Origin of the sequence: Ochrobactrum sp. C6C9, from assembly GCF_022627935.1 — a bacterium.
Lineage (GTDB): Bacteria > Pseudomonadota > Alphaproteobacteria > Rhizobiales > Rhizobiaceae > Brucella > Brucella teleogrylli.
Genome location: NZ_JABXGB010000006.1, coordinates 111,598 through 125,506, shown reverse-complemented (window position 1 = coordinate 125,506; position 13,909 = coordinate 111,598). Strand labels below are relative to the sequence as shown.

Genomic DNA, 13,909 nt, shown 5'->3' with positions numbered 1-13,909 from the left:
TTGACGAAACCTGCGCAAATTGCGTGTTTCGCCAGACGTTCGGGAGTTTCCTTGTTATTGGCGGTTGATTGGTGCTAAAGGCCAACTTATCACTTTGTTGTAAGCATCCGCTTACTCCAGTTTCAACTTCGCCTTACCAGTCAGGAAAAAGGAATGTCCGGTTTCAAATCCGATTTTCTTCGCACGCTTTCCGAGCGTGGCTTCATTCATCAGATTTCCGATGAAAGCGGCCTCGACGAATTGTTGGCCAAGGAAACCGTGACGGCTTATATCGGCTTCGACCCGACGGCACCAAGTCTGCACGCGGGCGGTCTTATCCAGATCATGATGCTGCACTGGTTCCAGCAGACCGGCCACAAGCCTGTGGCCTTGATGGGCGGCGGCACGGGCATGGTCGGCGATCCGTCCTTCAAGGACGAAGCGCGCAAGCTGATGACCGAAGATACGATTGCCGAGAACATTGCCGGCATCAAGCGCGTCTTCGCGAACTACCTCACCTTTGGCGACGGCGCCACCGACGCGCTGATGGTCAACAATGCCGACTGGTTGCGCAACATCAATTACCTCGAATTCCTGCGCGATGTGGGCCGTCATTTCTCGGTCAATCGCATGCTGTCCTTCGATTCGGTGAAGATGCGCCTTGACCGCGAGCAGTCGCTGTCCTTCCTCGAATTCAACTACATGATCCTGCAGGCTTACGACTTCGTGGAACTGAGCAAGCGCCATAATATCCGCCTGCAAATGGGCGGCTCGGACCAGTGGGGCAATATCATCAACGGTATCGACCTCGGCCACCGTATGGGGACGCCGCAGCTCTATGCCCTGACCTCGCCACTGCTGACCACCGCTTCCGGCCAGAAGATGGGCAAGTCGCTGGGCGGCGCCATCTGGCTCAATGCGGACATGCTGAGCGCCTACGACTTCTGGCAATACTGGCGCAACACCGAGGACGCAGACGTGGAACGCTTCCTGAAGCTCTACACGACGCTGCCGATGGATGAGATCGCCAAGCTTGCCGCGCTCGAAGGTTCTGAGATCAACGAAGCGAAAAAGATCCTCGCGACGGAGATAACGGCTATATTGCATGGCCGTGATGCCGCCGAGGAATCCGCCGAGACGGCCCGCAAGACCTTTGAAGACGGCGAACTGTCTGAAAATCTTCCGACGGTCGGCGTCCACAAGGCAACGCTCAACAGCGGCATCGGCATTCTGGCGCTGATGGTTCTGGCAGAACTCTGCACCACCAACGGTGAAGCCCGCCGTCATGTTGAAGGCGGTGCCGTGCGCATCAATGACGAGCCGGTCACCGATCCGCGCATGACGATCGACGCCGGTGCGTTGAACGATCAGGGCGTCATCAAGCTGTCGCTCGGCAAGAAGCGCCACGTGCTTATCCGCCCGGCCTGATCTGGCCAGCCCAATAATTGAAACGAAAAAGCCGGGCTCCTGCCCGGCTTTTTCACATCCGTATTATCGGCGCTAACCCGCTTTAAAACTCGAAGATCGAGCGGAAGATGCCTGGCGCAATGATCGAAATAGGATTGACGATCACCTGCGGCTGTTTTGCGCTTCCCGAAAGCTTGTAGGTGATGCCGATCAGGCCACGGTCGCGACCATTGCCCAGCAGCATACCCACGATAGGCACTTCCCCGAACAGGCGGTTCACGCCATAAGCAGGCATGAAGGTGCCGGTGATCGCCATATTGCCTTGCTTGTCGTAAAGCGTTCCCTGGAACGTTGTGCCGACCGATGGTCCGCGCACCACACCCTTCGACAGGTTGAGATAGCCATCGCCCTTTTCAATCAGCGAGAAGCCCCGCTCGACATCGACGCGCGACACGTCAATGTCACGCTTCACCGCCTGATTGAGGCTTGCACCACCGGTTGCAGGCGGGCTCGACACGAGCTTGGCCAGACGCGGCTCGTTGATGATCGCGAAGTTGCGGGCATCGATCTGTCCACGCAGCGGGCCATCGCCCTGCGCCGCAAGCCCAACGGTTATCTTGCCGCCGCGCATCTTGTCGTAGAAATCGAAAAAGCGCAGCACCGCGCCCGCATCATTGGACTGGAGCGAAATTGAGCGGGCATCGCCCTGATCATTATTCGTCGCGACGAATGATTGACCGGACGAAGTCTGGGCGTTGACGGAAACACCCGCAATGCGATTGCCGGAGCTTTCATAGGAAATAGCGACATTGCGCAAGGATTCGCCGTTGAAGCCGCTGACTTCATCGACCTGCGCGCTCACGACCACACGCGGCCCCTTGCTTTTGCCGCCGCTGCCCTTGCCGCCCAGATCGGACGCCTGCTTGATCAAGGCCCGCGCATCGAATTGCGATCCGCGCACATTGACCCGATAGCCATTGGCACCCTTGGTAGCCTTGACCGACAGACGGTCATTCCGGTTGAGACGCAATTCGCTGAAATCAGCCGACTGGAAATCGCCCTTGGCAATCGACAGATCGCCCTTTACGCCGAATGCATCCCCCGTGAAGACCAGATTGTTGATATCGATCTTGCTCTTATCATCCGGATTCTGGATGAAATCGAAGGTGGCCTTGGCCGGTATGCCAGCGCCCTTACGCCAGCCAAGCCATGACAGGTCCACCTGTGTTCTGCCAAGATCGGCCGTGACGTGGCGCTTACCGCCTTCCGCCATGCCGAGATCAACCGACATTGGCCCGGAAAAGACGGAGTTCAGCCCCGGAAACACCGCGTTGCGTGTCTTGTCGTCGATTTCCAGCTTGATCTTCTGATCGCGCTTGGCCGGTCCGGACAGATTAACCGGCTCGGTCATCGTCACCTTGCCGGGTACGCCATCGAGTTTAGCATCAGCGGTGATGACAGCGGCGGTCTGGTCAACCTTGATCGTGCCTGTCGCATTGCTGACATTCGATCCGCCCACCGGCTTTGCGATATCCAGATTGTTGAAGCCGATATCGGCGCTCCATTTCAAAGTGCCGGGCGGCGGGTCCTTCGACACGGCAAAGCTTACCTTCACCTGCGCTTTCACATCGCCCGATACGTCTTCCGGCAGGAAGGGCACGTTTTTCAGAACATCAATGGGCTTTTTACCGGCAATCTCGGCGATAGCGGATGCATCGCCCGAAACCGTAATATCGAGATCGGAAATAACCGGACGCTGCGGTCCCCATGGAATGATCAGCGTGCCGTTGGAAACGTCGGCCTTTCTGTTTTGCGCCGTATAGACGACCCCCTTGGGGAGCTTGATCGTCGTATGCGCACCGCGAACGGTGATCACGCCATCGGCATCGCGCACCGGCGGCAATTCACCGACCACGTCAAGACGTGTGTCGAAAACCTTGAAATCACCTTTGATTTCATCGCCCGTCAGCGGTGGCGGCAGACCCGGACCGTTAAAGCGTCCGGCAGCCAGCGAGATGTCGATCTGGCTATCTTTCAGCGTGCCGCCGTAAAGGTTTTTCAGAACCCATTCACGCGCGCCATCGGCCACGTCGATGGGCCAGAGATGCTTGGCGTCAGCCACAGGCATTTTAGGAATGCGCAGCATGAAGATCATTTCGGGCGAGCCATTGCCGAACGCCATGCCGCCCTGCCCGTAAAGCTGACCGTTTTCGGTCTGCACATCGAGATTGGCAAACTGCACACGCAGCTGATCAGCCAGAAAACGACCAGATATGCGGGTTGCGAAGGACAGCGGCTGCTCTGTCGACTCCGCTGGCATGCTCGTCGCCGAACTGGTCAGAACCTCGAAACGATAGGCCGGACCGTCCTGATTGCCCGCATCCTCCGGTTCTGGCCCGAATGCGCCGTTGAACTGCGCCTGAAGTCCCCCCAATTGCAGCCGCGATTGCTTGATCTCGATCTTGCGACTACCCACCTGATGCTCAAGGCTCAAAAGCGCACTGCCGCGCACGTCCTCGACCCGCCCCATCTGCATGTCGATGCCATCGACGCCCAGATCAACGCCAAGGCGTTCGGGCCGGTCGCCCGTCGCGGCTGTGCCGGAAAGCGTAATTTTTGCCTGCCCGTCCAGCTCGAAATGCGCCGGATTGATCCTGTTGTTCGCCATGACAGGCGTTACTTCAGGCGGCGATCCGAGCTTAACGGGAATATCATTGATGTTAAGCGCGAAGCCCTGAAGGCTGTTATCAGCAACATCGCGATCAATCTTGCCGTCAATCGCGATCCTCTTACCCTGCCAGAGCAGATCACCCGTGATGGCGATCTTTCCTTGATCTTCCACCAGTCGCGCAGTCTTGATTTCCACGGATTGTTGAGCGTCGCCCGCCTTGAAGCGGATGGTGCTGTTGAAAATGCCAATGGCGCGGGTGTCCTGCTGGCGCAAAAGCTCGACGCTCTTGCGCATCGCCGCGAAAATCTGCGCCGAAACGGCATCGAAATCGACGATGCCGCGCTCATCGTAAGGCAGGGACTTCCAGAAACCGTCGCCCTTCGCCTCCGGCATATCGAAGGTCACGCCCTCGACTTCGAGCTGCGCCACGCGCACCGATCCGGTCAAAAGCGGCAGAGGGGCCAAACCAAGGCGCACAGACCGGATGCCTTTGATTTCAACGCCTTGCCCGGGGTCGATCACGGAAACGTCCCGCGCTTCCATGGCGACATGGCTATCCTGATCGAGCGAAAGCGCGGCGCTGCCAATCGAAGCGGACGCGCCATCGCCCAGCACGCCGACCAGAGCCTTCTGCGCTTCATTACGCAAAAGCTCGCTGTTCACGCCGCCACGAAGAATGAGAAAACCCGCACCACCGACCAGAACAAGCAGAATGCAAATCGAAACGAAAGCATGGGAACAACGCGAAATAAATGACCGCCCCGAGCGCAACGGGCCGTCTGCGAGACCATCTGCGCCATCAGCGGCCAGACGCTCGATTCTATCCATCTCCCGCTTCGTGAAGCGGATTCGTTTCGGTTTCTCTGTCAACAACCCAGCCGGATATCAAGTGCTGCAATCGACGACGCTTCATAAGATGAATCATGAAACTATCGTATTGAATTGATTTTACTCACCCTTTCCATCTGAGACAGTGCTTGCGGTTTGCGCTTGCGTCCATTTTCCGACATTTCGCCAATCTGCGAAACGATGCGGTTTCCATGGTTGCACAAGCGTCACTCGAATGCGATAGCTCGGACTGTAACAGGTGATTTCCATGCTAATCCATAAAAGAAAGGCACAGATATGGCTCATCCCCAAGTTGGCGAAACGGCACCGGATTTCAGCTTGCCGTCAGATGGACTTTCGGGAAGCGGTCAACTCACCCTTTCGTCGTTGAAAGGCAAGCCTGTCGTCCTCTATTTCTATCCCAAGGATGACACGTCGGGCTGCACCAAGGAAGCGATTGCCTTTTCACAATTGAAGCCGGAATTCGACAAAATCGGTGCGCGGGTAATCGGCCTGTCGCCAGACAGCGCCACGAAACATGCCAAGTTTCGCAAAAAGCACGATTTGACCGTCGATCTCGTCGCAGACGAAGAACGCACAGCTCTGGAAGCCTATGGCGTGTGGGTCGAGAAAAGCATGTATGGCCGCAAATATATGGGCGTCGAGCGTACAACCTTTCTGATCGATGCCGCTGGCCGTATCGCACGGGTCTGGAACAAGGTGAAAGTTGCCGGTCACGCCGAAGACGTGCTGGAAGCGGCTCGCGCCCTATAGCCCGACGGAGTGTATCCTGTGATGCGCGAGACCAAGGCTCCCGAACAAACGCTGCGTGGCAATGCCATCCGTGCCATTGCTGCAGCCGATCTGGACGACAAAGTCCGCCTCACGCGCGAGACGGCGGCGCGCTGGTTCGGGCGCACGCTCTCGGTGCGAAGCCCGCTCGACCCGCCTTTGCCAGATCGTCCGGGCCGTCCGGACAAGCCGGAGCTTGTCCCGCCGCGCATGATGAAGAAGCGCTCGCTCCACACGGAGCATGGCCGTATCGCGCTGATGCACGCTCTTGCGCATATCGAGTTGAATGCCATCGATCTGGCGCTCGATATTGTGGCCCGCTTTGCAGCCAAGCCCATTCCGCGCAGCTTTTTCGATGGCTGGATGAAAGTCGCTGATGACGAAGCGCGGCATTTCACTTTGCTGCGCAATCGCCTGAAAGATCTTGGTGCCGATTATGGTGACATGCCTGCTCATGACGGGCTGTGGCAGTCGGCGCATCAAACGCGCAATGATCTGGAGGCGCGGCTGGCCGTGGTGCCGCTCATACTCGAAGCGCGTGGGCTGGATTTGACGCCGTCGCTTCTCGAAAAGATGATCGAAACCGGCGATCACGAGACGGCAGCGATACTGGACACCATCTATAACGACGAGAAAACCCATGTCGCGGTCGGCGCGAAATGGTTTCGCTTTTTCTGCGCGCGTAATCGCATCGATCCGGTCGCCCGCTTTCAGGAACTGGTGCGCACCAATTTTCGCGGCGATCTCAAGCCGCCGTTCAACGATTTGGCACGGGCCGAAGCCGGACTGACGCCGTCCTTTTATCGCAACCTGTCTCCGGTCTCGATCTGAGACACTTTCCGGCCCGCATGGCTGGCGCAAGCCACGAATGCAAAGCTTTATTAACCCTAATAAGTTGTAATCAAACTTAGGGAATCGGTGCGTTTTCCAGAACGTTCCGCCAGAATTTTGCAGTTCGCATCCGTGTTCAGGTTCCGAGCTGCTCTATCGGGGGGCATGTGGGTGCCATGACGAATAAACGGGCGAAAACAACGGGAAAGACGGTCTTCGGTGAACGCAAGGAACCGCCTGTCGTCATTATCGCTCGCGGCGAGAAAATCAGCCATTTCACGTTTCGCCCTTGGATGGCCATTGCAGGCGGAGCGGCGTTTCTGGCGCTTTCAACTGCCTATCTCGGCTCCACCGCCTATCTCGTGCTGCGCGATGATCTGATCAGTTCCAGCATTGCGCGACAGGCACGCAACCAGCAGCTTTATGAAGACCGGATTTCGCTGCTGCGCACGGAAGTGGACCGCATTACGAGCCGCCAGATGCTTGACCAGCAGGTCATGGAAAACAAGCTCGCTGAACTCATGCAGCGACAGCAGACGCTGAGCGCGCGCGATGGCAAGCTTGCGCCTTTGCTGGAACGGGCATCGAAGTTGCAGCCAATGCCGGATATGCCGACACAGCCCGTCCCCTTCGCCGAAGAGCATAGCCAGCTTATCCCGGATGAGGCGATTGGCGAGCGGGACTTTCCCGGCATCGATCCGATCATAACCGGGCCTGTGCCCGCGAATGTCAAACCGGAGCGTCGTGCCGATGCGGGACCGCTGGGTCTGCGTCTTGCGGGCGGCATGTCGGGTGAATCCACAATCGAGACCTCCGACAAGTTGCTTGCCACCATCAACCAGACCCTCCATCGCATCGAAAGCGAACAGAATGGCAAGGTGCGCAATCTGGCGGATGCCGCTTATGAAAAAGCCGACACCATCGTCGACACGCTAAATTCCGCCGGGCTTCGCATCGAAACCTCGGACCAGGCGCATTCTGCCATGGGCGGCCCGCTGATTCCGATTTCAGCGCCCGGCACAATCGTCAATGATTTCGACATGCAGATCCGCAATCTCGACAGTGCACTGGAACGGCTCGATAGCGTTCGCAAACAAATCACGGCGATGCCGCTCGCGAACCCTGCCCCCGGTATGCCGGTGACGAGCCTTTTCGGATATCGCAGCGACCCGTTTTTCGGCAGCTCCGCCTTTCATTCAGGTATCGATTTTCGCGCCGCCTACGGCCAGACAATCCGGGCCACGGCTGCCGGAATGGTCATGAAGGCAGGACGCTTTGGCGGCTATGGTAACATGGTCGAGATTGACCACGGCAATGGTTTTGCCACACGCTTTGCGCATCTCTCGCAGGTTCTGGTCCGTGACGGGCAGAAGATCACCCGCGGCACGGTCATCGGTCAGGCGGGCAGCACCGGGCGTTCGACCGGGAGTCACCTTCATTATGAAGTGCGCGAGAACGGTCGTCCCGTCAATCCGGTCAATTTTCTCAAAGCGGGCAAACAGATAGAGCCGCTGCTTTAACAACAGCCATAAAAAACCCGGCGCTGAGGCCGGGTTTTTGTTATTCGCGGATTTCGAACAGGTATCAGTCGATATCGTCGATCATCTCGCCACCACCCTGAATGCGGTGTGCGAGCGCTGCTTCCATGAAAGGCGTTACCGCGCCATCCAGCACTTCCTGTGGATTGGTGCTTTCCACGCCGGTGCGCAAATCCTTCACCAACTGGTATGGCTGCAGAACGTAGGAACGAATCTGATGCCCCCAGCCGATATCCGTCTTGGTGGCATTGGCTGCGTCCGTCGCTTCTTCGCGCTTTTTCAGCTCTTCCTCGTACAAACGCGCGCGCAGCATCGACCATGCTTTTTCACGGTTCTTGTGCTGCGAACGTTCCGCCTGACACTGCACCACGATACCGCTCGCGATATGCGTGATACGCACTGCGGAGTCCGTCGTGTTGACGTGCTGACCACCGGCACCCGATGCACGATAGGTATCAATGCGAACGTCTGCTTCCGTCACCTGCACATCGATATTGTCATCGATCACCGGATAAACCCAGATACTGGCGAAGGACGTATGGCGGCGGGCATTGGAATCGTAGGGCGAGATGCGGACCAGACGATGAACGCCTGATTCGGTCTTCATCATGCCGTATGAATTGTGCCCCTTGACGAGAATGGTCGCGGATTTGATGCCCGCTTCATCGCCATCGTGCACTTCCATCACCTCGACCTTGCGGCCGTTGCGTTCTGCCCAGCGCGTATACATGCGCAGCAGCATCGACGCCCAGTCCTGGCTTTCCGTGCCACCGGCGCCGGCATGCACTTCGACATAGGTGTCGTTGGCATCGGCTTCGCCCGACAGCAGCATGTCGATCTGGCGGCGATCGATCTCGACCTTGAGTTCGCGGACGGTGTTTTCCGCATCGTCGATGATCGACTTGTCGCCTTCCTCCTCGCCCATGGCGATGAGTTCGATGCTGTCGTTCAATGTCTGGGTAAGCTGATTGATACCGTTAATGCTGTCTTCCAGCTGCTGGCGCTCACGCATCAGCTTCTGGGCTTCCTGGGCATCATTCCAGAGTGTGGGATCTTCGGCCTTCTGATTGAGATAGCCGAGACGTTTTATCGCCTGATCCCAGTCAAAGATGCCTCCTCAGCAGGCTTATGGCCTGCTTGATTTCGTCAACCAGCGTCTCGATTTCCGCGCGCATGGGCAAATCGTTCCTTCAGTAATTCCTATTTCAATGGGAAACCAAACCGGACGCAAAGCCCGGCTCGTCATTTCCAGCGTCGGACAGCCTGTCCAAGCGCCGCGGACCATAGTGACGCGGCCACGCTGTGTAAAGGCCAAAGCCCTGTAACCGGATCAGTAAAGTCCGCCCGAGCCGGAGTTGATTGCACGGGTTGCTTGCGGCGATTGCGGTGCGACAGGCGCGCCTTCACGGAACGAATCCATACCGATGACCGAATAGCTGTCGGATGGTCCCGTGCCCGGCTTAAAGGCTTCCATAATCAGATTCGGGTCACCCTCATTGGTGCGCATACCGGTCTTGCGGTTGATCGCAATCAGCGTCATGCCTTCCGGTACGCGGAAGTCCACCTTGGGCGTTCCAGCCAGCGCCTGCTCCATGAAGGATTTGAACACCGGTGCAGCCAGACCGCCGCCCGTGCCGCCCCGTCCGAGCGATTCCGGAGTATCGTAGCCCATAAATACACCGACCACGAGGTCGGGCGTGAAGCCGACGAACCATGCGTCTTTTTCGTCATTGGACGTGCCGGTCTTGCCAGCCAGCGGACGGTCGAGGCTCTTCAGAATCTGCGCCGTGCCGCGCTGAACAACGCCTTCCATCATCGATGTGATCTGATAGGCCGTCATCGGGTCCAGCACCTGATCGCGATTGTCGATCAGGGTCGGCTCTTCCTGATTGGCCCAATCCTGCGCATTGCAGCCTTCGCACTGGCGCGCATCGTGCTTGAACACGGTCTTGCCGTAACGGTCCTGAATACGGTCGATCATCGACGGCGTGATGCTCTGGCCACCATTGGCGATGACGGAATAGGCCGTTACCATGCGCAGTACGGTGGTTTCACCCGCGCCGAGCGACATGGAGAGAACCGGCAGCATCTTGTCGTAAACGCCGAAACGTTCGGCATATTCAGCGACAAGCTTCATGCCCATGTCCTGTGCCAGACGCACGGTCATGACGTTACGCGACTGCTCGATACCGTAGCGTAGCGTGGACGGACCGGCGAATTTGCCCGAATAGTTCTTCGGCGCCCAGACACCGAGCGTACCGCCCTGATTGACTTCCAGCGGACCGTCCAGAACCACGGAAGCAGGCGTATAACCATTGTCGAGCGCCGCAGCGTAGACGAACGGCTTGAACGACGAACCCGGCTGGCGATAGGCCTGTGTGGCGCGGTTGAATTCCGATTCCGCATAGGAGAAGCCGCCGACCATTGCCAGCACACGGCCCGTATGCGGGTCCATGGCGACGAGCGCGCCTTCAAGCTTCGGCGGCTGCTGAAGCCGATAGCCGTTGCCTTCCTTCGAGACATAGATGATGTCGCCGGTGTTGAGTACACCTTCCGGCGACTTCGCACTGCTGCGCTTGCCATCGATATTGGTGACGCGCATCGCCCACTTCATGTCGTCGGCGGTGATAAAGGCGCGCTTGCGCTCCTTGCTGCGCGATCCGGACGCTTCGACTTCCGGCTGGAGGCCGATATCGGCACCGGCAGCGGAAACATTCAGCACAATGGCGAGCTGCCATTCCGGAACATCCGAATAGGACTGCATGTCGCCGAAGGCGGTGCCCCAATCATTGCCGAGATCGACATTCTTCAACGGCCCGCGCCAGCCGCGTGCTTCGTCATAGCGCAGAAGCGCAGACTGCAGCGAATTGCGTGCTTCGACCTGCAAGGTCGGATTCAGCGTGGTGCGGACCGACAGGCCGCCTTCATACAGGGCGTCGACACCATATTTCTGGATGATCTGGCGGCGCACTTCCTCGGTGAAATATTCCGATGCGAAGACATAATGCATATCGCTGCGCGATGTGACGCCGAGCGGCTGCTTCTTCGCGTCTTCCGCCTCAGCTGTCGTGATATAGCCGTTTTCGGCCATACGATCGATCACCCAGTTGCGACGTTCCATGGCGCGGGCTGGCTGGCGGAAGGGATGATAATTGTTCGGGCCCTTCGGAAGTGCTGCGAGATACGCGCTCTCCGCGATGTTCAGTTCGCCGACCGACTTGTCAAAATAGGTCAGTGCCGCGCTGGCGATACCGTAAGAGCCAAGGCCGAAGAAGATTTCATTCAGATAGAGTTCGAGAATGCGATCCTTGGAATAGGCCTGCTCGATACGCATGGCCAGAATCGCTTCACGAATCTTGCGGTCATAGGTCTGGGTCGAGGACAGGAGGAAGTTCTTCGCGACCTGCTGCGTGATGGTCGACGCGCCCATCGGGCGGCGACCCGAGCCCATATTCTTGACGTTAGTGATAACGGCGCGTGCCAGACCACCGAAATCGAGACCATGATGTTCGTAGAAGGTCTTGTCTTCGGCGGAGATGAACGCAGCCTTGACCCGGTTCGGCACAGCCTGGATTGGCAAGTACATGCGACGCTCGCGCGCGAACTCCGCCATCAGGCTGCCGTCCGATGCATGAACGCGGGTCATGACCGGCGGCTCGTACTTCGCCAGCACCTCATAATCGGGCAAATCTTTGCTAAGGCTTCCGACGTAAAGGGCAACGCCGCCTGCTGCCAGAAGCATCAGCACCGCACCAATCCCGAAGAAATAACCGATAAGCCTTACCATATTTGCGGAATCCTGCCGTCAGATTATGCCCATGATAAGCGTCAATGCGCCAACCGCCAACCCACGAGCCCCGTAAGGTTCATGGTATCAGGCTTAGTGACCATCAAATGCGTCAAACGCAAGATCGTTTATGCGTTTTAACAGAATTAACATCTTTAGGCTCGGTCCCGGAATAAAAATACGACAAACTGTTGCATGCATGCATCGTCGTGCTGGTGCTCAACCTTTTGTTACGATTGCCGGGCGTCGTAACGTTTCGAACGACTTGATTGCCAAAGCAAGTCGGTCAGCAAGTTTTTTCCGCCATTCCGGGTTGCTTATGAGTTTTTCGTCTTCTGCATTCGACAGATAGCCGATTTCGATCAATACAGAAGGCACGTCCGGGGCGCGCAGCACCTGAAATCCGGCAAAACGGTGCGGATTGTTGATGAGATTAACCTGCCCCTGCAATTGTGCGATCACCTTTTCCGCAAAGCTCAGCGAGAAGCTATGGGTCTCGCGGCGCGTCAGATCGAGCAGAATATCGGCAACTTCCGGCACTTCTTCCGGCGCGGTGCCTCCCAGATTGTCGGATTTGTTTTCACGTTCCGCCATGGCGCGCGCTACCGCATCCGACGCCTTGTCGGAAATCGTATAGACCGTGGCACCGCGAATATCCTGCTGATTGATCGTATCAGCATGGATGGAGATGAACAGATCGGCCTCATGCTGGCGCGCGATGCGGACGCGCTCGGACAAGCGAAGATAAGTATCGTCGTCCCGTGTCATCAGAACCTGAATGTTCTTTTCCTGCGCAAGACGGTCGCGCAATTCGACACCGAAGGCGAGCGTCAGGTCTTTTTCCTTGATACCGCTCAGGCTTTCGGCACCGCTGTCGATGCCGCCATGGCCCGGATCGATCATCACCGTAAACGGACGGGTCTCGATCTTGGCTGATTGAGCAGAAAGCGCAGCCTTGCGCTCGGTCGAACTCGTGATTTCTGAACGTCCTTGCAGTTGTGCGGTGAATTCCCGGTCGGACGTTGCGACCATATCCGCCACAAGACGATAACCGGACGCGCTTTCATTTTTCAAAACGCGCAGATTTTCCACCTTGAAGGGGCCACGCAGGGTCAGGATAAGGCGCGAACGCCCCTTCCCCGCCAGTCCGTAACGAACATTGGAAACCAGACCTCTGGCTTCAAGGCTCTTTTCGTCGAACCCGAAACGGGTTTCGGGCAACTCGATCACCAGACGATGGGGATTGTCGAAAAGGCGCGTCGTCAGTTCCGGCTCGCGGTCGAACATCACGACGATGCGGGTGCGCAGATCATCGCCTGCCATGCGAAAAGTGAGCGCCGTCAGCGACTGTCCGGCCTGATCGGCGGCCAGAGCGGCGCCCACCTGAAAAAGACCCACAAGGAGAAAGACCGCAAGCGCCAGCCATTGCCGCGCAGTTGCAGAGATTGTCGTTGCTTTTTCACCGTTTCGAAAATGCATTCGCCATCACGATCGAATAATATTGAATTGGTGGCACCGAATAGCGATGCCAGCGCTTTTATGTGCGCCTCAATGCGCAACTGTCCACCCGACCCGCTGCACGCAACTCATGAAACTGTCGTACAGAACTACGGTTAACGAAGGCTTTCCAGCCGCAATTGAGCCGCGAATATGACCTACATTCGGGTTACGACGAAATTGCGATGCGAATGTCAACTGATATTCGTACTTGTCATCATGCATCCGACGCCATAAAAGCTAATGCAGGTTACGGGTTAGCTGTCAGAATCGTTTGCCGGTTTTCGAATATGACCGGAGAGAACGAGAGCGAGAACAGTGGTTTATACGCTCACAGTCCCGGTGGCCGGAACAGAATTCAGTGGAGATGTGGCTCCCCCGCCCTCCACTTTTGATTGGTCGATTGCGCATTGTTACGCGCTGTCGCCACCGCATCGAACTTAAAGCCGGGTCCGGCTTCAGGATAGAACGGTGCGTGGATTTGAGAATTTAAGGTGTCCTTGTGCGTCCAGTTAGACGCACGGCGCTTTAACGCTCGAGAAGAGCAATGAAATCGGCCCGGTCTCCGGGTCATATATT

8 protein-coding genes are annotated in these 13,909 nt (G+C 57.3%); 4 read left to right on the top strand and 4 right to left on the bottom strand.

What is annotated here, in order from left to right; genetic code table 11:
* Nucleotides 1-153: 153 nt before the first annotated feature.
* Nucleotides 154-1,407, top strand: coding sequence for a tyrosine--tRNA ligase (gene tyrS / locus HWD97_RS06675; protein ID WP_109368893.1), 1,254 nt, complete (start codon nucleotides 154-156; stop codon nucleotides 1,405-1,407).
* An 82-nt stretch (nucleotides 1,408-1,489) separates the two neighbouring features.
* On the opposite strand, the gene HWD97_RS06670 is transcribed toward tyrS, so the two are convergent.
* Nucleotides 1,490-4,885: a DUF3971 domain-containing protein gene (locus HWD97_RS06670; protein WP_124915988.1), complete on the bottom strand. Its 3,396-nt coding sequence runs from the start codon at nucleotides 4,883-4,885 to the stop codon at nucleotides 1,490-1,492.
* Nucleotides 4,886-5,182: 297 nt separating this feature from the next.
* Between HWD97_RS06670 and HWD97_RS06665 the strand changes: the two genes are divergently transcribed.
* The 3 genes from HWD97_RS06665 to HWD97_RS06655 all read left to right on the top strand — a co-directional run bounded on the left by HWD97_RS06665 (nucleotide 5,183) and on the right by HWD97_RS06655 (nucleotide 8,028).
* Nucleotides 5,183-5,659, top strand: a complete 477-nt coding sequence (locus HWD97_RS06665; RefSeq protein WP_109368891.1) for a peroxiredoxin — start codon at nucleotides 5,183-5,185, stop codon at nucleotides 5,657-5,659.
* Between the two features lie 21 nt (nucleotides 5,660-5,680).
* Nucleotides 5,681-6,508 (top strand): ferritin-like domain-containing protein, encoded by an 828-nt coding sequence (locus HWD97_RS06660; protein WP_109368890.1) that lies wholly within the window; start codon nucleotides 5,681-5,683, stop codon nucleotides 6,506-6,508.
* Between the two features lie 176 nt (nucleotides 6,509-6,684).
* Nucleotides 6,685-8,028 (top strand): M23 family metallopeptidase, encoded by a 1,344-nt coding sequence (locus tag HWD97_RS06655; protein ID WP_109368889.1) that lies wholly within the window; start codon nucleotides 6,685-6,687, stop codon nucleotides 8,026-8,028.
* Between the two features lie 64 nt (nucleotides 8,029-8,092).
* Here the strand turns inward: HWD97_RS06655 and prfB are convergent.
* The 3 genes from prfB to HWD97_RS06640 form a co-directional block, all read right to left on the bottom strand.
* Nucleotides 8,093-9,221, bottom strand: a protein-coding gene (gene prfB, locus HWD97_RS06650; RefSeq protein ID WP_109368888.1) for a peptide chain release factor 2 whose coding sequence is annotated in 2 segments (ribosomal slippage) — nucleotides 8,093-9,151 and nucleotides 9,153-9,221 — 1,128 coding nt in all. Because the reading frame shifts where the segments join, the coding sequence is not laid out codon by codon here.
* 155 nt (nucleotides 9,222-9,376) lie between these two features.
* Entirely contained in the window at nucleotides 9,377-11,833 is a 2,457-nt protein-coding gene (locus tag HWD97_RS06645) for a penicillin-binding protein 1A (RefSeq protein WP_371834885.1), read from the bottom strand.
* Between the two features lie 219 nt (nucleotides 11,834-12,052).
* Entirely contained in the window at nucleotides 12,053-13,312 is a 1,260-nt protein-coding gene (locus tag HWD97_RS06640; protein WP_124915991.1) for an N-acetylmuramoyl-L-alanine amidase, read from the bottom strand.
* Nucleotides 13,313-13,909 lie beyond the last annotated feature (597 nt).

Coding starts and splice junctions, on each gene's coding strand:
- HWD97_RS06645 (WP_371834885.1), bottom strand. CDS start 11,833: ATGGTAAGGCTTATCGGTTATTTCTTCGGGATTGGTGCGGTGCTGATG.
- HWD97_RS06655 (WP_109368889.1), top strand. CDS start 6,685: ATGACGAATAAACGGGCGAAAACAACGGGAAAGACGGTCTTCGGTGAA.
- HWD97_RS06660 (WP_109368890.1), top strand. CDS start 5,681: ATGCGCGAGACCAAGGCTCCCGAACAAACGCTGCGTGGCAATGCCATC.
- HWD97_RS06670 (WP_124915988.1), bottom strand. CDS start 4,885: ATGGATAGAATCGAGCGTCTGGCCGCTGATGGCGCAGATGGTCTCGCA.
- HWD97_RS06640 (WP_124915991.1), bottom strand. CDS start 13,312: ATGCATTTTCGAAACGGTGAAAAAGCAACGACAATCTCTGCAACTGCG.
- tyrS (WP_109368893.1), top strand. CDS start 154: ATGTCCGGTTTCAAATCCGATTTTCTTCGCACGCTTTCCGAGCGTGGC.
- HWD97_RS06665 (WP_109368891.1), top strand. CDS start 5,183: ATGGCTCATCCCCAAGTTGGCGAAACGGCACCGGATTTCAGCTTGCCG.